This is a genomic window from Nocardia sp. Root136 (assembly GCF_001427185.1).
Classification (GTDB): Bacteria; Actinomycetota; Actinomycetes; order Mycobacteriales; family Mycobacteriaceae; genus Nocardia; species Nocardia salmonicida.
The window spans coordinates 215,781-233,309 of sequence record NZ_LMFE01000007.1 but is presented as its reverse complement, the minus strand read 5'-3'; the positions used below and the strand labels follow the sequence as shown (position 1 = coordinate 233,309).

Here is a 17,529-nt window from a genome sequence, read left to right as displayed (position 1 = left end):
AGGCGACTATGTCGGATCGGCGTGGCTACTACACCGTCGACGAGGTTCGGGCCGCGGAAGCCGAGCTGTTCACGCGGGTGCCCGCGGGTGCGCCGATGCGCCGGGCGGCCTTCGGGCTGGCAGGGATGGTCGTCGACGAATTGCGGTCGCGGACCGGGGGAGTGGTCGGGCGGTCAGTGGGGTTGCTCGTCGGGTCAGGAGACAACGGCGGGGATGCGTTGTGGGCAGGGGTCTTTCTGCGGCGGCGGGGTGTTCGGGTATCAGCCGTTCTGTTGAATCCTGAACGGGCGCATAAAGAAGGGCTCACAGCCCTGCGGGCGGCCGGGGGACGGGTGGTCGACCGGCTCGATTCAGTTGATCTGGTGATCGATGGGATCGTGGGGATCTCCGGACGAGGCCCGTTGCGGCCGGATGCAGCGGAAGTGGTTGCGGCGATCGATGTTCCGATCATCTCGGTCGATCTGCCCAGTGGGGTCGATCCTGAGACGGGCGCAGTGGACGGGCCCGCGGTGACGGCGGATGTGACGGTTGCGTTCGGCGCCTATAAGCCGGTGCATGCGTTGGCGGTGCCGCGCTGTGGGCGAATTGTGTTGGTGCCGATCGGATTGCGGCTTCCAGAGGCTGGGTTGGTGCAGCTCGATCCGGCGGCGGTGGGGGCCGGTTGGCCGGTGCCAGGGCCTGCTGATGACAAATACAGTCAAGGGGTGACGGGGGTCTGTGCGGGGAGTGCGAAGTATCCGGGGGCGGGGGTGTTGTGTACGGGGGCGGCGGTGGCGGCTACGTCAGGGATGGTTCGGTATGTGGGGTCCGATGCCGAGGTATTGGAGAAGTTCCCCGAAGTTGTTGCCAGCTCGTCGATCTCGGCGGCGGGGCGGGTGCAGGCCTGGGTGGTCGGGCCAGGTGGTGGTACCGATTCGGCGGCTCGGGATCGGTTGGCTGAGGTGCTGGGTTCTGATCTGCCGGTGCTGGTGGATGCGGATGGGTTGACGATTCTCTCCGAGGAGCCGGGGCTGGTTCGGGGGCGTTCGGCTCCCACAGTGCTCACGCCGCATGCGGGCGAATTCGCTCGGTTGACCGGGGCTGCGGTGGGGGGTGATCGCATGGGCGCGGTGCGGGGGCTGGCCGAGGACTGGGGTGTGACGGTGTTGCTCAAGGGGCGGGCGACGATCATCGCTTCGCCTGGGGAAGCGACGCTGGTCAATGACGCGGGCGGGGATTGGGCCGCTACGCCGGGGTCGGGGGATGTGCTGTCGGGGATTATCGGGGCGTTGCTCGCCGCAGGGCGTGAGGCGGGGTGGGCTGCTGCCGCGGGGGCTCGGGTTCATGCGTTGGCCGCCAATTTGGCTGCTTATGGCGGCCAGGAGGCAGGGGCGCCCATCTCCGCGATGCCTTTGCTCGGGCATGTCCGGGGAGCTGTGCGGGTGTTGCGGGAGATCGGTGGTGGTTCTCCGGAGCGTGGCGGGGGTATGGCCCAGGTATGAGGTATTCGGTGGGTCCTGGCACGATCGGGGGTGTGAATGCGCAAGTGGAGACGGTCGTCGACTTGGATGCCATTGCTCATAACGTGCGGGTGTTGCGGGAGTACGCGCAGGGGGCCGCTGTGATGGTGGTGGTCAAAGCCGACGGGTACAACCATGGGGCAGTCGAGGTGGCTCGGGCCGCGTTGGGGGCGGGGGCTCGGGAGCTCGGGGTGACCACTGTCGGCGAGGGGCTGGCATTACGGGCGGCGGGAATCACGGCCCCTGTTCTCTGCTGGCTCAATACCGTTGACGCTGATTACGCGGGCGCCATCGCGGGGGACCTCGAGATCGGGGTGTCCTCGCTGGCGCAGCTGCGCGCGGTGGAGCGAGCCGCGCTGGTGGTGGGTCAGACCGCGACGGTGACGGTGAAGGTCGATACGGGGCTCAATCGCAACGGGGTGTCGGTGACGGAGTATCCGCAGCTCTTGCAGGCGCTGCGGGGGCTCGTCGACGGGCAGGTGGTGCGGTTGCGGGCGATCTTCTCCCACCTCGCGCATGCCGATGAGCCGGGGCATCCGATGATGGATCAGCAGCGGGAGCGGTTCATCGAGGCGATCGCGCTGGCCAAGGAACACGGGCTCGAACCCGAGCTCGTGCATCTGTCGAATTCGGCGGCCACGTTGACCAGACCCGATCTGCATTTCGACATGGTTCGGCCGGGCATCTCGGTGTACGGGCTCTCGCCCATCCCGGAGCTCGGGCAATTCGGTTTGAAGCCGGCGATGACCTTTCAGGCGGAGGTCGCGCTGGTGAAACAGGTGGCGGCGGGGGAGGGCGTGTCGTACGGGCATCGCTGGATCGCGCCGCGCGACACGACGATCGCGCTGGTGCCCGCGGGGTATGCCGACGGCGTATTCCGGTCGCTGAGTGGGCGTTTCGAGGTGTGGTTGGGCGGAGCGCGACACCGTAATGTCGGACGGGTGTGCATGGACCAGTTCATGGTTGACCTAGGCGACAACGCGGGCGGAGTGCGGGAGGGTGACCGCGCGGTGCTGTTCGGCGGCGGCGCGGGACAGCCACACGCGCTCGACTGGGCGCGGGCGCTGGACACCATCGACTACGAGGTCGTCTGCGCGCCGCGTGGTCGCGTGGTCCGCCGCTACGTGGGGACGGGCCGATGACCCGGCGCACGGTGATCCGTCGCGGCGGGTTGGCGACCGCGGGGCTGCTCGCGGGGCTCGCCATCGCCCACACCTTGCGCCAGATCGGCGCCCGGGTGCGGTGGCCTGCCGAACGGGACGAGTATCGCGACGAGAACTTCGCCCTGATCGACGAGGACGAGCCGGGGTCGGTGCTCGCCGACGACGGTGTGTCGCTGGCCACCCGTACCTTCGGTGACGATTCCGCCGAGTTCACGGTCGTTTTCGTGCACGGATTCTGCAACAGCATGGAGTCGTTCCACTTCCAGCGCCGTGATCTCGCGCAGCAGTGGGGATCGCGGCTGCGAATGGTCTTCTTCGATCTGCGCGGACACGGACGCTCCGGTACGCCGAGTACCGACAGCTGCACGGTCGCCCAACTCGGTCACGACGTCGCCACCGTCATCCGCGAGTGCGCGCCGAAGGGACCGGTGGTGCTGGTCGGTCATTCACTCGGCGGAATGGCGGTGCTCGCGGCGGCCGCGCAGTTCCCGGAGCTGTTCGCGACCCGGGTGCGGGCGGTCGGGCTACTGAGCACCGCGGCGGCCGAGGTGACCGCGACCGGGATCTCGCAACTGATTCGGCACCCCGCGGTCGACGGCTTCCGGCTGGCGGTGCGAACGGCGCCGACGCTGGTGCAGTTCAGCCGCAGTGCGAGCAAGCACGTGGTGACGCCGATCCTGCACGTCAGCTCGTTCCACGGCCCGGTGAGTCCGACACTGTCGCGATTCACCACGATGATGATCGACCGAACCCCGGTCGGCACCATCGAGAAATTCCTGAAAGCGATTGAGCTACACGACGAATCGGCCGCATTGCCGGTCCTGGGCGAACTGCCGGTGCTGATTCTCGGCGGCGCGCACGACGTGGTGATCCCGTTCCGCAACTCCCGCGAACTGGCGGCGGAACTGCCGAGCAGCGAACTGGTCCGGGTGCGTGAGGCGGCGCACATGCCGCACATGCAGTTCCCCGAGGTGAGTCTGGCCGCACTCGATCGGCTGCTGGCGCGCGCGGGGATCACCGACACCCGCGGCGAGGAGGCCGTCGGTGGCTGATCCGCACCAGCGCGTGCTCGACACGGTCGAGGACACCGAAGCGTTCGGCCGCGAACTGGCGGCCACCCTGCGCCCGGGTGACCTGGTCGTTCTCGACGGCCCGCTCGGCGCCGGTAAAACCGCGCTGACCAGAGGAATCGCCGCCGGACTCGGTGTCGCGGGCCGGGTCAGCTCGCCGACGTTCATCATCGCGCGAGCGCACAAGGCCGGGGTGCGCCCGGACGGCACGCCCGGGGTGGCGATGGTTCATGTCGACGCTTATCGGCTCGCCGGTGACCTCGACGAACTGGACTCGCTCGACCTCGACACCGACCTGCACCACGCGGTCGTCGTCGTGGAATGGGGCAAGGGGGTGGTCGAACACCTCGCCGACCGGCACTTGCGAGTCCAACTCGCCCGGGAGCCGGAATCCGATGTGCGCACGGCGATCTGGGAATGGATCGAATAACGCGCGATCACGCGCGCACCGGTGCGCGCCGAGCGCCGATACCACCCGGTATTGTTGAGACAATCATGCTCGTACTAGCAGTCGACACCGCGACACCCGCCGTTACAGCGGGATTGGTGCACCTGTCACCTGCCGTTGAACCCGGCACCCGGCCCGCCGTGGCGACGCTCGCTGCCCGCGTGAAGGTCGACGCCCGCGCGCACGCCGAGGTCCTCACCCCGCAGATCCTGGAATGCCTGGCCGAAGCGGGGGTGAGCCGCGGTGAGCTCGACGCGGTCGTCGTCGGGCTGGGACCGGGACCGTTCACCGGGCTACGCGTCGGGATGGCCACCGCGGCCGCCTTCGGCGACGCACTAGGGCTACCCGTGCACGGGGTGTGCAGTCTCGACGCGATCGCCGCCGACACCATCGGTGAGAAGCGCGATCCCGGCGAACTGCTGGTGGTCACCGATGCGCGCAGGCGCGAGGTGTACTGGGCCAAGTATCTGAACGGGGCGCGGGTCGCCGGTCCCGAGGTGAACAAGGCCGCCGAGGTGCCGGTGGGTGATGCCTCCGCCGTCGCCGGGTCGGCCGCGCACGTCGACTATTTCGATCTACCGGTGCTACCCAGCGAGACGCCGTCGCCTGCCGGGCTGGTCACCGTCGCCGCGTCCGCGCTACTGGCCGGAGACGTGCCGGAAGCGCTGGTGCCGCTGTATCTGCGTAGGCCCGATGCGGTGGAGAACAGCTTCCGCACCCTCGACCGAACCGGGGCGTGAGTGCCGTGACCGATTACCTGATCGCTCCCATGACGCTGCCCGATATCGACCGCTGCGTCGAACTGGAGCACCTGCTGTTTCCCGAGGACGACCCGTGGCAAGCGGTGTCGTTCCGGTCCGAGCTGGCGGGTGGGCACAACCGCTACATCACCGCGCGCGATGCCGACGGGATGATGGTCGGCTACGCGGGCATCGCGCTGCTCGGTGACGATGCCCATCCCGAGGCCGAGGTGCACACGATCGGTGTCGACCCGCAATGTCATCGGGGTGGCATCGGAACGCTGCTGCTCGAAGCGCTGCTGGCCACGGCGGCCGAACGTGGCGGGCCGGTGTTCCTCGAGGTGCGCACCGACAACGCGCCCGCCATCGCGATGTACGCCAAGCACGGTTTTCACATCATCGGGCTGCGCAAGAACTACTACCACCCCAGCGGTGCCGACGCGTACACGATGCGGCGTCCGGAACTGACCGCCGCGGCCGACGAGTGGGCCGCGCGCGGTCGGCAGGACGAGGTGTTGTCGTGATCGTCATGGGGATCGAGAGCTCGTGCGACGAAACGGGAGTCGGCATCGTGCGCCGTCATTCCGACGGCTCCGTCGAACTGCTCGCCGATGAGGTCGCCTCCAGCGTCGACCAGCACGCGCGCTTCGGTGGCGTGGTGCCCGAGATCGCCTCACGCGCCCATCTCGAGGCGATCGTGCCCGCGATGCGTCGTGCGCTGGCGACCGCGGGAATCAGCAAGCCCGACGCGCTCGCCGTCACCATCGGGCCAGGACTGGCCGGTGCGCTGCTGGTGGGGGTGGCCGCGGCCAAGGCCTACGCGGCGGCATGGGATGTGCCGTTCTACGCGCTCAACCATCTCGGTGGGCATGTGGCGGTCGATACCCTCGAGCACGGGCCGATGCCGCCCGCGGTGGCGCTGCTCGTCTCCGGCGGACACACGCATCTGCTGCAGGTCACGGATCTGGGTGAGCCGATCACCGAGCTCGGCAGCACGGTCGACGATGCCGCGGGGGAGGCGTTCGACAAGGTCGCGCGTCTGCTCGGTCTCGGCTATCCCGGCGGGCCCGCCCTCGACGCTGCCGCCGCCTCGGGCGACGCACGCGCGATCGCCTTCCCTCGCGGGATGACCGGGCCCCGTGACGCGCGCTACGACTTCTCCTTCTCCGGCCTCAAGACCGCGGTGGCCCGCTACGTCGAGGCCGCGCAGCGTCAGGGCATCACTGCCGACCAGCTGCCCATTCCCGATATCGCCGCGTCCTTCCAGGAGGCGGTGGCGGATGTGCTGACGATGAAGGCAGTGCGCGCGGCGAACGACGTCGGTGTCGACACGATCGTGCTCGGGGGCGGCGCCACCGCCAACTCGCGCATTCGATCACTCGCCGAAGAGCGTTGTGCTGCGGCGGGTTTGACGCTTCGCGTGCCTAAGCCGCGGCTGTGTACGGACAACGGTGTGATGATCGCGGCGCTGGGGGCCCATGTGATCGCGGCGGGTGCGCTGCCCGCTGAACTGACTGTCGCCACGGATCCGGGGCTGCCGGTCTCGGTGAGCGCCCTGCGCGGCTAGCGTCCGTCCTGGCCGCCCGTACGGCCCCATGGAGAACCGTCGCCTCGGCTCGTCAATCGGCCGGCGGTACGGGGATTTCGTCTGTCGTGGTCGTCGACGGGATCGGGAGGGTGCTGCTGGCGGGCGCCTGCGTGGGAGAGGTGTTGGGGGTGGAGGGGCGTTGTTGCCCGCCGCCTGCGGAGGAGCCGCTGTCCATGCGACCGAGGGGGGACTCGGGGTAGGGGATCTGCGGGAGGTTCGGGTCGGGGCGCAGGGTGGGGGCCGTTGTCGAGGTGGGCGCGGACGGGGTGGTGGCGTTCGCGCTCGTCGACGGCGCCCCGGTCGTGGCCTTGGGCGCTTCGGTGGCGGGTGGGGCAACGGTGGCGCCGGTGCGTTCGGTGCTCTCCCGATTGGCGGGGGCGGGTGCCAGGGAGGGCGCCGTCGGTGAGGGGGATTGACGCACGGTGCTGCTCGTGCCGGCCGGCGTGACATCGGGGGTGTCGGGCGTGACGGCTTGCACGCCGTAGCCGATCACCAGGCCGACCACCACCACCGCGCCGACGAGGGTGCCGACGACCTTGGCGAAGGTGCCACTCGGTGCGTCGGAGTTCGCGCCGCCCGACAGTCCGGACGGCGCCGCGGCATCGGCGACCAGCGCGGCGCCCTTGGCGATCACGGCCTCGGGGTCGGGCACGGTGAGCACGGGTACGTCGAGGCGCGAGGCGAGAATGTCGATGACGCACGGGATGTTGGCGCACCCGCCGATCACGGCGACCGCGTCGGGATACTTCGGCGCCCGGGTGAACACCGACGACGAGAAGAGTGCGATATTGCGCAGCAGGCCGCCGATGAGCTCCTCGAAATCAGGGCGGGTGAGCTCGAGCCCCTGTCCCGCAACATGATCGATGGTGACGACGGGCGCCTGCGACAGGTGTTCCTTGGCGGCGCGGCCACGGTTGGTCAGGGTGGTGCGATTGGGCCGGGTGCCACGACGGGCGTAGTGCAGGTCCACCAGGTGGTGGTAGATCAGCTCGTCGATCGCGTTGCCGCTCAGCGTCGGCGTGCGTTCGGAGTGCAGGACCACACTGTCGACCTGATCGGCCACGGTGACAGTGAGTCCGGTTGCGCCCAGGTCGATCACGGCGACGGTGGGGTAGCGGTCGAGCAGTCCGGTGTGGCGCAGGTAGGCGAGGGCGGCGGCGCCCTCGGTGACCAACCGCAGATCACGGTGGCGGGCGCACGCGGCCCGGATGGCCTGTGCCTGTTCCTTGTTGCGGTAGGCGACGGCGACGCTGGTCGGCGGACGCGAGCGGGCCGACTCGACCCGACGGTGGCTGCCGGAATAGCGACCGAGCGGTTCGCCTGCCATCGCGGCCTGTGACACCGGTAGCTGGGTGGTCATCAATTCGATCGAAGATGCCACGAGATCGCCGAGATCGGAATGTGCCTCATCTGCGGAAACGACCCGGTAGTCGAAACTCTGCTCGCCGGCCGGCCCCGTCGCGACCAGTGCCGAGCACACCACCTCGTTCCCGGCCGAGATGCCGAGGGATGTTCGCATGTTCACCTCCCTTCAAGCCGATGGTGCTCTCCGAGCGGATGGCGCCTTTCCTGTGCTATGTCACAGCCTGTTATGCGAACGTTACAGATTGTGGCAGGCGATGTGAAGATCACTGGCCAGTGTGGGCGTGTCGATAATGCGACATCGGCAGAACCCGACCTTGAGTGCTGGCACTCTCACGTATAGAGTGCTAGTCGGCACTGTGTAGCTGTACTTGTGCCAGTCGACTTCTGGGCTTCGGCTCCGGCACCCGCGACGACGGGGCTGTGCGCAGGGTCGCGAGCTGACCGAAACCCGGTCCGGGACACCAGTTCCGGACAACCGAATTTCCCCTGAAAGTGGAGGGCTCAACGTGGCGAGCGTGAACATCAAGCCGCTCGAGGACAAGATCCTCGTCCAGGCCAACGAGGCCGAGACGACGACGGCCTCCGGCCTGGTCATCCCGGACACGGCCAAGGAGAAGCCGCAGGAGGGCACCGTCATTGCCGTCGGAGCGGGCCGCGTCACCGATAAGGGTGACCGCATCCCGGTCGATGTCAAAGAAGGCGACGTCGTCATCTACAGCAAGTACGGCGGCACCGAGATCAAGTACCAGGGTGGGGAATACCTCATCCTCTCGGCGCGCGACATCCTGGCCGTCGTCACCAAGTAAGGCCAACGCCGCATCAGCGTTCCGCCCCGGCGTCTTCACAGGCCCGGGGCGGATTGCGTTCACAAACAGGAGCTGAATCCTCTTATGCCCAAGCAGATCGAGTTCGACGAAAAGGCTCGCCGGGCTCTGGAACGCGGTGTCGACAAGCTGGCCGACGCCGTCAAGGTGACCCTCGGCCCCCGTGGCCGGCATGTGGTGCTGGCCAAGGCTTTCGGTGGCCCGACCGTCACCAACGACGGTGTCACCATCGCGCGTGAGATCGACCTCGAGGACCCCTTCGAGAACCTCGGCGCACAGCTCGTCAAGAGCGTCGCCACCAAGACCAACGATGTCGCGGGCGACGGTACGACCACCGCCACCGTGCTGGCCCAGGCGTTCGTGCGCGGCGGCCTGAAGAACGTCGCCGCGGGCGCCAACCCGATCACCCTCGGCCAGGGCATCGCCGCTGCCGCCGAGAAGGTGTCGGAGGTGCTGCTCGCGCTGGCCACTCCCGTCTCCGGCGAGAAGGCCATCGCCCAGGTCGCCACCGTTTCCTCACGTGACGAGGAAATCGGCGAGATGGTCGGCAAGGCGCTCACCACGGTCGGCAAGGACGGCGTCGTGACGGTCGAGGAGTCCTCGACCACGAACACCGAACTCGTCATCACCGAAGGTGTGCAGTTCGACAAGGGCTACCTCTCGCCCTACTTCCAGACCGATCCCGAGACCCAGCAGGCCGTGCTCGAGGACACCTACGTCCTGCTGCACCGCGACAAGATCAGCTCGCTGCCCGATCTGCTGCCGCTGCTCGAGAAGATCGCCGAGTCCGGCAAGGCCGTGCTGATCGTGGCCGAGGACGTCGACGGCGAAGCGCTGTCCACCCTGGTGGTTAACTCGATCCGCAAGACCATCAAGGCCGTCGCCGTGAAGGCGCCGTTCTTCGGCGACCGTCGCAAGGCGTTCCTCGACGACCTGGCTGTCGTCACCGGTGGCACCGTGATCAACCCCGATCTCGGCGTCACCCTGCGCGAGGCCACCATCGAGCAGCTGGGTCAGGCGCGTCGCGTCGTCGTCACCAAGGACGAGACCGTGCTGATCGACGGCGCGGGCTCCGACGAGGACATCAAGGGCCGTAGCGCGCAGCTGCGTCGCGAGATCGAGGCCTCTGACTCCGACTGGGATCGCGAGAAGCTCGAAGAGCGTCTGGCGAAGCTGGCCGGTGGCGTCGCGGTGATCAAGGTCGGCGCTGCCACCGAGACCGCGCTCAAGGAGCGCAAGTACCGCGTCGACGACGCGGTCGCCGCCGCCAAGGCCGCGGTCGAGGAGGGCATCGTCCCCGGTGGTGGTTCGGCGCTCGTGATCGCCGCTGCCGCGCTGGCCGAGCTGCGTGACTCGTTCACCGGTGACAAGGCCGTCGGTGTCGAGGTGGTTCGCAAGGGCCTCGAGGCGCCGCTGTACTGGATCGCCAGCAACGCCGGGCTCGACGGTGCGGTTGTCGTCGCCAAGGTCTCCGAGGGCAAGGAAGGCTTCAACGCCGCCACCCTGACCTACGGCGACCTGCTCGCCGATGGTGTCGTCGACCCGGTCAAGGTGACCCGTTCCGCCGTGGTGAACGCCGCCTCGGTCGCACGGATGATCCTGACCACCGAGAGCGCCATCGTGGAGAAGCCGGCCGACGCCGACGACGACCACGGGCATCACGGTCACTCGCACTAGCGCGAACAACAACGAAGGCCCCCTGATCGCGAGCGCGATCTGGGGGCCTTTCGTTATCCGCTAGCTGGCTACCGGCGGATCTTCGCTGTCGAGCGCGGCCAGTAAACGGCCGCGCAGAGACGGAGGCGGTGGGGTGGGGGTTGCGGACGCGAGCTGGGCGAGGGCTTCGCGGGTATCGCGAAGCTCTCGCAAGAACTCGGTACACAGGGTTGGGTCTTCGGTATCGATGATGGTCTGGATCGCGTGATGGTCTTCGTCGTCGATCAATCCGAGCGCGACGGTGTGCGCGAGATCGATCTGGGCTTCGTTCATCTCACGTCACCCCCAAACTTTTCTTCAGTCGTGTCAATCCGTCCCGAATCCGGGACTTAACGGTCGGTAACCCGATGCCGAGGTATTGCGCTACCTCCGCGTAGGTCCGCCCGCCGTAGTAGGCGAGCGAGATCGCCTCGCGTTGGGTCTCGGTGAGGGTCGAGAGCCCGCGCTGGACGGCCTGTTGTTCTAGTCTGCGTTCCACCTCCTCGGTGACCTCGTCGAATTCGTGGCCGAGCACCCGGATCCCGTACGCGACCTCGCGCTGGGTGTGGGCCTGCTCGGCGCGAACCCGGTCGACCGCGCGCCGGTGTGCCAGCGTCATCAGCCAGGTCACCGCCGACCCCTTGGCGGGGTCGAAACTGGTGGCGGTACGCCAGATCTGGAGATAGACCTCCTGAGTGGTCTCCTCCGCGTACCCGGGGTCGTGGAGCACCCGCAGGACCAGGCCGAAAACGCGCGCAGACGTTCGGTCGTACAGCTCGGCAAAGGCCTGCTGGTCGGACAGACTGCATCGTTCCAGCAGTGCAGCTAGCTCGACTCCTTCGGCCGCGCGTGCGGTAACCGCAGAATCCACGATCGGTGGAAAGGCTTCGCTTCGGAACCCATTCTGTGTCATCGGTCACGAATCTAGCCCGAAGCTATGACCTTCCCACGACCGGGGGTGTCTTTATTCGGGGTGCCAGCTGTTTGCTAGAGATTCGGCGCGCCACGGCAAACGGATTGGAACGGATTTGCCAACCCGGCCAGACAGGCTCGGCGGGATCTCAGACGGCCATCCGGCGCCGGTTGCGGCGGGCGTGCATCTCGCGTTCGGTCTCGGACATGCCGCCCCAGATGCCATAGGGCTCGCTGACCTTGAGGGCATGGGTGCGGCACTGCATGAGGACGGGGCAGGCCCGGCAGATCTCCTTGGCGCGCATTTCGCGCGCCGTGCGGGCGCGGCCACGTTCGCCGTCGGGGTGGAAGAAGACCGCGGAGTCCTGACCGCGGCACGAGCCACGCATCTGCCAATCCCAGACATCGGCGTTCGGTCCGGGGAGGTGGGTGGGCATGGGCATGTGAACTCCTTGTGGCGCGAGCTCGTCAGCGTTGTCGAGCGAGTGGTGCGGCAGGTCTTCGCGCCACCCGGTGGAGGGTGGCCGGCTCGACGGTGCCTGACGGTGCCGCTCGGAGGTCGCTGCGATTTCGCGCAGCGCCAACCGTGGCGATGAGCTACGTTAGGTGCAGGCGGGAAATTCCGTCAATAGTTCGGCGCATGAGTTCAGTAAATCTGCAACGCCGAAATTTAACCTACTCACTATTTACATTTCACACCCGATCCCTCCATACTGTTCGGTTGGCTATGGATCGGGTGTCTTCGCGTCTCCGCGACATCCCCGATCTTCCCAGGTCGCGCCGGTAGAAGCCTGGTTCGCACAGGCGGTGCCCACCGCGAGTGGGTGTGCTGGATCACAACGCCCTCCGCGGCCGGACTGCGTGTAGATGGCGAAAACGGGGCGCGAAGGTTAATTGCGCGAAACGCATGTGAATTCGAGACTTTCCGGTGGTGGCACCGAGGAGCGGAGATTTACCTGATGGCAACATCGACGCTCGAGAGAAATGCTGACTGTTAGCTGAATGGCCGTCTCCGCGTCATAACACGCGAACTGTCCCGGGCGAGTGGCGGCTAGAGTCTCGGCGTGCAGACAACGGCCTCACCCGCGGATATCGGTTCCGAAATACTCGCTTCGACTGCCTTCGGCCCCACTCCCGGGCTGGCCGCTACGGAGTTGCCGGAGCCCGCGGACCCGTTGTCACGGTGGTACCGCGCGGTCACGCTCGGCGGGCAGGGTCGCTACGCCGCCGCCCGTGCTGACCTGCGAATATTGGCCCGAACGGCAGCGGATCCAGGGCTGCGATCCCTCGTCGAGAGCACCCGCGGATCGTTGCTGCGCCAGCTCGGCGATCACGCGGGCGCGGCAGCGTTCGACGGCCGCGCGGCGGCGATCGCGCTCGGCGCCACCGGAGCGGCCCGCGCCGAGGCACTCGCCGACGCGTATACGGGGCTTGCGGCCGACGCGCTCGGCACCGGCCGACTCGCCCTGGCCCGCACGCTGCTCGGGCGCGTGCGACCACTGCTCGCCGACGCACCCCCACGAGCTGGGGTGCGCTGGCACTGGGTGCGCGCCGAGACCGCGCTCGCGGGCGGCGAAGCGAGCGCTGCGCTGCGCGACGCGGTCGAGGCCGTCGACCTCGCCGCGGCGCTGCCGTCGGTCCGCCACCAGGTGAAATCGGCACTACTCGTCGCCGCCGCGACCGCCGCGACCGGTGACCTCGCCCGGTCGGCGGAACTGGCCGCGCGGGTCGACACGGATTGTCGCGAAAACGGCCTTCTCCCACTGCGTTGGGCCACCGCGATGCTGCGCTCGGGGGTCGCCGAACCAGCGCTAGCGCGCGACGCGGCGAACGAAGCCGCAGATCATGGCGCCCGTCTGCGGGCCTGGGGTGGGGACATCGCCCCGTTGGGTGCGTGATTGCTCCGGATGATCTTCCTGTGAGCACGGTTAGAAGCGACCACGCCCGCTGGCGGCCGATCCGGGGGTCGCTATTGTTAGTCCCGTTCCGCCTTTTCGGTGGAAGCTCGGTCACATTCGACCGCGCCACTCGTAACGCCAGGAAAATCTCTGACGATGACGCATATGGGCGAAGAGTTGGACCTCGCCGTCGCTGCGGCTGCGCAGGGCGACAGGACCGCTTTAGCTCGGGTATTGGAACTGGTCCGTCCCTTGGTAGTTCGCTACTGCAGGGCACGGATCGGAGCCGCGGAGCGCGGACAGCTCTCCGCGGACGATGTTGCGCAAGAGGTCTGTTTGGCTGTGATGACCGCCCTGCCCCGCTATCAGGATCAGGGTCGGCCCTTCATGGCCTTCGTGTACGGAATCGCTTCGCACAAGGTCGCCGACGCCCATCGCAACGCCGCCCGTAACAAGGCGGAGGCGATGGCCGAAGTACCAGATGTCATATCCACCGACCACGGGCCGGAACAGCGGGCTCTCGACTCGGAGACGAGCAGGCAGATGAACACTCTGCTGGCAACGCTCCCCGAGAAGCATCGAGAGATCCTGATCCTGCGTTTGGTCATGGGTCTGTCAGCAGAGGAAACCGCAGTCGCCGTGGGCAGCACGGCGGGAGCGATACGGGTCGCCCAGCACAGGGCACTCGCGAAACTGAAGTCACAAGTGGCGAGGGCAGGTGAAATGTATGGCTAGGGATGGCGAGCGCGGTCTAGGCGACCGGAAAGTTTGGCAGCGCGGATCGCACGACAGCGGTCCCTACGCCGCCGAGGACACCGGTGACTCCGGACCGGTCGACATCGCGGCGGTGCGCAGCGATGACGCGCTGATCGACGCGATCGCAAGCGACGGTCCGGTTCGTACCGACAGTCCCGAAGAGTTCCAGCTGGCGTCGTTACTCGCGGATTGGCGGGCCGACCTTCTGGCCGAGCCGATGCCCGCGGGCCCTGATCTGGACACCGTGTTCGCGGCAGTCAATCAGGAGATCGGCGCACGGCAGGTTCGAGTCGGAGCTTCCTCGCGCGGACGTCTACGACTGGTCCGCCCGATTTTCGGGGCAGCAGCGGCATTGTCGCTGGTGTTCGGCGGTATCACGGCCTTCGCTTACAGTGCGGCCCCCGGCGATCCGCTCTGGCGGGTCAAGGAGGTCGTGTTCAGTGAGCAGGCGCAGTCCACCGTCGTACAGTACGCCGACGAAGATCTGGTCGCCGCGCAGAACCTGCTCACCTCGGGCAATCCGGAACAGGCGAAGGCCAGGCTGGAACAGGCTTCGGCCAACGCGGGCCAGGTCGACGACCAGGGCAAGCGTGAGGATCTGATCGCGCGCTGGAACCTGCTGCGTGATCAGCTGATCAAGGTCGCACCGGAGGTCGGCGCACAACTGCCGCCGACCACCACCGCCCCGGGCAAGCCGAGCTCGCCGGTACAGGTCCCCCCGACGACCAACCCGGGCACCACTGCTCCGGTGGCGCCGGTCGGTCCCGGATCGGAAAGCACCGATCCGTCCACTCAGCCGCCGGTCATCTTGCAGTCTCCCGGCCCGGAGACCAAGCCGCTGTTGCCGCCGGTCGAGCCGACGCAACCACCGGTGACCACCCAGCCGCCGGTGAGTCCGCCGCCGGTCACGGTCGATCCGACGACACCGCAGACGACGATCGCCGAACCACCGCCGGTCACCGTGCCGACGGTGGTCCCGACGTCGTCACCGTTGCCGCCGATCCTGCCGCCCACGCAGCAGGTGCCCCCGCCGGCGACGATCCTGCAGTCGCCACCAGCGGTGCCCTCTTCGTAGTAGAACGATGAATTGAACAAAGACGAAGGCCCCGAACAGGTTCGGGGCCTTCGTTGTGTGCTGGGGGAGTTCGGACGCGGGCCTGCGTGGTCCCCCACGCACGCGTGACCGAGAGCGGGGGAGGGCAGGCGTGCGCGACAGACTCAGCTGTGCCGAGTCGACGCGGAGCTCAGTTGTCGAACCCGTCGAAGCCGTCGCCGTGGAACGCCTCGTTCATCGACGCGTCCGCGTAGCCGCGGCAGTAGTCCCACGTGACGTAAGCCTCGGGGGTGGGATCGTAGGCGGGCTCGTGCGGACGGACGGTGCCGTCGACGAGTAGCTGCAGCAGATTTGCCCGCAGCATGTCCCAGTCGTGGTAGTGATCTTGCCGACAATCCTCACAGCTGACGACCAGACCGCGGATTCCGCGGTGTGCCAGCAGGGCTTCGTATACGGCGAGGTCTGCGAGATCTTCCTCGACCGCGAGGCGCTCATGAGGATCCAACGGCTCACCGGGCTCGATCGCATCGAGCGCGGCAGACGGATCGGAGGGGTCTCCGGCGAAGGGATCCGGCGGCAGGCCAGGTGGTAGATGGTCACGCACATCCCCACGGTACGCAGTACTTGGTGCATCGCGCCAGCGATGCACCGGGCAAGTTTTGCGGAAGGGCTCACTTCACAGGCGTCCGCGGCCGCCGGATACCATGGAATGCAGGCGTCGGCGACTTTGTTCTTGCCGACCATCCGAAAGCTTTTTTCCGCTCGAGCACCGACGCACTGTGTCTACCGCGTCGGTTGCTATGACGACCAGGAGGGGTCGATCCGAATGAGTAATCCCGTGTCGGGCGAACGAACCGCGGTGCGCCCTCCTACGGGGGGCGACGATCCGACCAAGATCGCCATGCTCGGCCTCACGTTCGACGACGTGCTGTTGCTGCCTGCCGCCTCGGATCTCATCCCCAGCTCGGTCGAGACATCCAGTCGACTGACCAGGGACATCACCCTGCGTACGCCGCTGGTGAGCTCGGCCATGGACACCGTCACCGAGGCGCGCATGGCCATCGCCATGGCGCGTGCGGGCGGTATGGGCGTGTTGCACCGCAACCTCTCGGCCGTTGATCAGGCCGCCCAGGTGGAGACGGTGAAGCGCTCCGAGGCGGGCATGGTGACCGATCCGGTCACCTGTCGTCCCACCGATACCCTCGCCGAGGTCGACGCGATGTGCGCCCGCTTCCGCATCTCGGGTCTGCCGGTGGTGGACGAGACCGGCGCGCTGGTGGGCATTATCACCAACCGCGACATGCGTTTCGAGGTCGATCAGGATCGCCGCGTGGACGAGGTGATGACCAAGGCGCCGCTGATCACCGCGCGTGAGGGTGTCACCGCCGAAGCCGCGCTCGGTCTGCTGCGCCGCCACAAGATCGAGAAACTGCCCATCGTCGACGGCAACGGCCGCCTGCGTGGGTTGATCACGGTCAAGGACTTCGTCAAGACCGATCAGTACCCCAACGCCACCAAGGACCGCGACGGCCGCCTGCTGGTCGGTGCCGCGATCGGTGTCGGCGAGGACTCGTGGTCGCGTGCGATGACGCTGGCCGACGCCGGAGTGGACGTGCTGATCGTCGACACCGCGCACGGCCACCAGTCGCAGGTGCTGCAGATGGTCGCCAAGGTCAAGGCCGAGGTCGGTGACCGGATCCAGATCGTCGGCGGCAATGTCGCCACGCGCGCCGGCGCCGCCGCGCTCGTCGAGGCGGGCGTCGACGCGGTGAAGGTGGGTGTGGGCCCCGGCTCCATCTGCACCACCCGGGTGGTCGCCGGTGTCGGCGCGCCGCAGATCACCGCGATCCTCGAAGCCGTGGCCGCCTGCAAGGCCGCCGGTGTGCCGGTGATCGCCGACGGTGGCGTGCAGTACTCCGGCGACGTCGCCAAGGCCATCGCCGCGGGCGCGTCCACCGTGATGCTCGGCTCGCTGCTCGCGGGCACCGCCGAGTCGCCCGGTGAGCTGATCCTGGTCAACGGCAAGCAGTTCAAGAGCTACCGCGGCATGGGCTCCCTCGGCGCCATGCAGGGCCGCGGCCAGGCCAAGTCGTACTCCAAGGACCGCTACTTCCAGGACGACGTGCTCGCCGAGGACAAGCTCGTCCCCGAGGGCATCGAAGGCCGCGTTCCGTTCCGCGGCCCGGTCAACCAGGTGATCCACCAGCTCGTCGGCGGCCTGCGCGCCGCGATGGGCTACACCGGTTCGCAGAACATCGAGCACCTCCAGGGCGCGCAGTTCGTGCAGATCACCGCGGCGGGTCTCAAGGAGAGCCACCCGCACGACATCACGATGACCGTCGAGGCCCCGAACTACACCGGGCGCGGCTGAGTACAATAGATGCGTTTGTGCGCCGGGAGGTACGCTCCCGGCGCACAAGGGCAATGCAGGCAGGCTCCGAGTCCGCCACCTACTGGCGCTCCTGGCCACGCACGACCCGACCTCGAGGAGGGTCCGCCGCGCAGCGGCGGTTCGCG

18 protein-coding genes are annotated in these 17,529 nt (G+C 67.8%); 13 read left to right on the top strand and 5 right to left on the bottom strand.

The features are described 5' to 3' along the window. Positions 1–8: 8 nt before the first annotated feature. The 7 genes from ASD42_RS18260 (at position 9) to tsaD (ending at position 6,487) form a co-directional block, all read left to right on the top strand. Complete coding sequence (locus tag ASD42_RS18260) at positions 9–1,481, top strand: bifunctional ADP-dependent NAD(P)H-hydrate dehydratase/NAD(P)H-hydrate epimerase (protein ID WP_056819221.1); 1,473 nt, start codon at positions 9–11, stop codon at positions 1,479–1,481. Then, complete coding sequence (gene alr / locus ASD42_RS18255; protein ID WP_056818223.1) at positions 1,478–2,641, top strand: alanine racemase; 1,164 nt, start codon at positions 1,478–1,480, stop codon at positions 2,639–2,641. Before ASD42_RS18260 ends, alr begins: the two co-directional genes overlap by 4 nt. Beyond that, positions 2,638–3,714: an alpha/beta fold hydrolase gene (locus ASD42_RS18250; protein ID WP_056818221.1), complete on the top strand. Its 1,077-nt coding sequence runs from the start codon at positions 2,638–2,640 to the stop codon at positions 3,712–3,714. The genes alr and ASD42_RS18250 overlap by 4 nt, the downstream gene beginning before the upstream one ends. Then, positions 3,707–4,162, top strand: a complete 456-nt coding sequence (gene tsaE / locus ASD42_RS18245; protein WP_056818220.1) for a tRNA (adenosine(37)-N6)-threonylcarbamoyltransferase complex ATPase subunit type 1 TsaE — start codon at positions 3,707–3,709, stop codon at positions 4,160–4,162. Before ASD42_RS18250 ends, tsaE begins: the two co-directional genes overlap by 8 nt. 65 nt (positions 4,163–4,227) lie before the next feature. After that, positions 4,228–4,920 carry a tRNA (adenosine(37)-N6)-threonylcarbamoyltransferase complex dimerization subunit type 1 TsaB gene (gene tsaB, locus ASD42_RS18240; RefSeq protein WP_056818218.1) on the top strand — a complete coding sequence of 231 codons (693 nt, stop codon included), beginning with the start codon at positions 4,228–4,230 and terminating at the stop codon, positions 4,918–4,920. 29 nt (positions 4,921–4,949) lie between these two features. Then, complete coding sequence (gene rimI / locus ASD42_RS18235; RefSeq protein WP_056819219.1) at positions 4,950–5,444, top strand: ribosomal protein S18-alanine N-acetyltransferase; 495 nt, start codon at positions 4,950–4,952, stop codon at positions 5,442–5,444. Next, on the top strand, positions 5,441–6,487 hold the full coding sequence (tsaD, locus tag ASD42_RS18230; protein WP_056818216.1) for a tRNA (adenosine(37)-N6)-threonylcarbamoyltransferase complex transferase subunit TsaD: 1,047 nt from the start codon (positions 5,441–5,443) through the stop codon (positions 6,485–6,487). The genes rimI and tsaD overlap by 4 nt, the downstream gene beginning before the upstream one ends. A gap of 52 nt (positions 6,488–6,539) precedes the next feature. Here tsaD and ASD42_RS18225 read toward each other — a convergent pair whose 3' ends face one another. Continuing rightward, positions 6,540–8,027: an Hsp70 family protein gene (locus ASD42_RS18225; RefSeq protein ID WP_056819216.1), complete on the bottom strand. Its 1,488-nt coding sequence runs from the start codon at positions 8,025–8,027 to the stop codon at positions 6,540–6,542. A gap of 352 nt (positions 8,028–8,379) precedes the next feature. Here ASD42_RS18225 and groES point away from each other — a divergent pair, with 352 nt between their 5' ends. Further along, positions 8,380–8,679: a co-chaperone GroES gene (gene groES, locus ASD42_RS18220; RefSeq protein WP_056818214.1), complete on the top strand. Its 300-nt coding sequence runs from the start codon at positions 8,380–8,382 to the stop codon at positions 8,677–8,679. 84 nt (positions 8,680–8,763) lie between these two features. Further along, the gene (groL, locus tag ASD42_RS18215; RefSeq protein ID WP_056818212.1) at positions 8,764–10,374 is read left to right on the top strand and encodes a chaperonin GroEL; all 1,611 of its coding nucleotides are present in this window, start codon (positions 8,764–8,766) and stop codon (positions 10,372–10,374) included. A 60-nt stretch (positions 10,375–10,434) separates the two neighbouring features. On the opposite strand, the gene ASD42_RS18210 is transcribed toward groL, so the two are convergent. From ASD42_RS18210 to ASD42_RS18200, 3 genes are all read right to left on the bottom strand, one after another. Next, positions 10,435–10,686 (bottom strand): RskA family anti-sigma factor, encoded by a 252-nt coding sequence (locus ASD42_RS18210; protein ID WP_056818210.1) that lies wholly within the window; start codon positions 10,684–10,686, stop codon positions 10,435–10,437. Between the two features lies 1 nt (position 10,687). Further along, positions 10,688–11,305 (bottom strand): sigma-70 family RNA polymerase sigma factor, encoded by a 618-nt coding sequence (locus tag ASD42_RS18205; RefSeq protein ID WP_371852131.1) that lies wholly within the window; start codon positions 11,303–11,305, stop codon positions 10,688–10,690. A gap of 148 nt (positions 11,306–11,453) precedes the next feature. After that, positions 11,454–11,747, bottom strand: a complete 294-nt coding sequence (locus ASD42_RS18200) for a WhiB family transcriptional regulator (protein ID WP_022567299.1) — start codon at positions 11,745–11,747, stop codon at positions 11,454–11,456. A gap of 621 nt (positions 11,748–12,368) precedes the next feature. Between ASD42_RS18200 and ASD42_RS18195 the strand changes: the two genes are divergently transcribed. The 3 genes from ASD42_RS18195 (at position 12,369) to ASD42_RS18185 (ending at position 15,033) form a co-directional block, all read left to right on the top strand. Then, positions 12,369–13,202: a hypothetical protein gene (locus ASD42_RS18195; protein WP_056818206.1), complete on the top strand. Its 834-nt coding sequence runs from the start codon at positions 12,369–12,371 to the stop codon at positions 13,200–13,202. A 156-nt stretch (positions 13,203–13,358) separates the two neighbouring features. After that, positions 13,359–13,937 carry a sigma-70 family RNA polymerase sigma factor gene (locus tag ASD42_RS18190; RefSeq protein ID WP_056818204.1) on the top strand — a complete coding sequence of 193 codons (579 nt, stop codon included), beginning with the start codon at positions 13,359–13,361 and terminating at the stop codon, positions 13,935–13,937. After that, positions 13,930–15,033: an anti-sigma-D factor RsdA gene (locus ASD42_RS18185; protein WP_063893669.1), complete on the top strand. Its 1,104-nt coding sequence runs from the start codon at positions 13,930–13,932 to the stop codon at positions 15,031–15,033. Before ASD42_RS18190 ends, ASD42_RS18185 begins: the two co-directional genes overlap by 8 nt. 169 nt (positions 15,034–15,202) lie before the next feature. On the opposite strand, the gene ASD42_RS18180 is transcribed toward ASD42_RS18185, so the two are convergent. Then, positions 15,203–15,616: a DUF5319 domain-containing protein gene (locus ASD42_RS18180; protein WP_022567296.1), complete on the bottom strand. Its 414-nt coding sequence runs from the start codon at positions 15,614–15,616 to the stop codon at positions 15,203–15,205. 222 nt (positions 15,617–15,838) lie between these two features. Between ASD42_RS18180 and guaB the strand changes: the two genes are divergently transcribed. Next, entirely contained in the window at positions 15,839–17,383 is a 1,545-nt protein-coding gene (gene guaB / locus ASD42_RS18175) for an IMP dehydrogenase (protein WP_174555356.1), read from the top strand. Positions 17,384–17,529: the final 146 nt, after the last annotated feature.

Coding starts and splice junctions, on each gene's coding strand:
- groL (WP_056818212.1), top strand. CDS start 8,764: ATGCCCAAGCAGATCGAGTTCGACGAAAAGGCTCGCCGGGCTCTGGAA.
- ASD42_RS18225 (WP_056819216.1), bottom strand. CDS start 8,027: ATGCGAACATCCCTCGGCATCTCGGCCGGGAACGAGGTGGTGTGCTCG.
- ASD42_RS18205 (WP_371852131.1), bottom strand. CDS start 11,305: ATGACACAGAATGGGTTCCGAAGCGAAGCCTTTCCACCGATCGTGGAT.
- ASD42_RS18185 (WP_063893669.1), top strand. CDS start 13,930: ATGGCTAGGGATGGCGAGCGCGGTCTAGGCGACCGGAAAGTTTGGCAG.
- rimI (WP_056819219.1), top strand. CDS start 4,950: ATGACGCTGCCCGATATCGACCGCTGCGTCGAACTGGAGCACCTGCTG.
- ASD42_RS18210 (WP_056818210.1), bottom strand. CDS start 10,686: ATGAACGAAGCCCAGATCGATCTCGCGCACACCGTCGCGCTCGGATTG.
- ASD42_RS18200 (WP_022567299.1), bottom strand. CDS start 11,747: ATGCCCATGCCCACCCACCTCCCCGGACCGAACGCCGATGTCTGGGAT.
- ASD42_RS18250 (WP_056818221.1), top strand. CDS start 2,638: ATGACCCGGCGCACGGTGATCCGTCGCGGCGGGTTGGCGACCGCGGGG.
- ASD42_RS18260 (WP_056819221.1), top strand. CDS start 9: ATGTCGGATCGGCGTGGCTACTACACCGTCGACGAGGTTCGGGCCGCG.
- alr (WP_056818223.1), top strand. CDS start 1,478: ATGAGGTATTCGGTGGGTCCTGGCACGATCGGGGGTGTGAATGCGCAA.
- ASD42_RS18190 (WP_056818204.1), top strand. CDS start 13,359: ATGACGCATATGGGCGAAGAGTTGGACCTCGCCGTCGCTGCGGCTGCG.
- tsaB (WP_056818218.1), top strand. CDS start 4,228: ATGCTCGTACTAGCAGTCGACACCGCGACACCCGCCGTTACAGCGGGA.
- guaB (WP_174555356.1), top strand. CDS start 15,839: ATGAGTAATCCCGTGTCGGGCGAACGAACCGCGGTGCGCCCTCCTACG.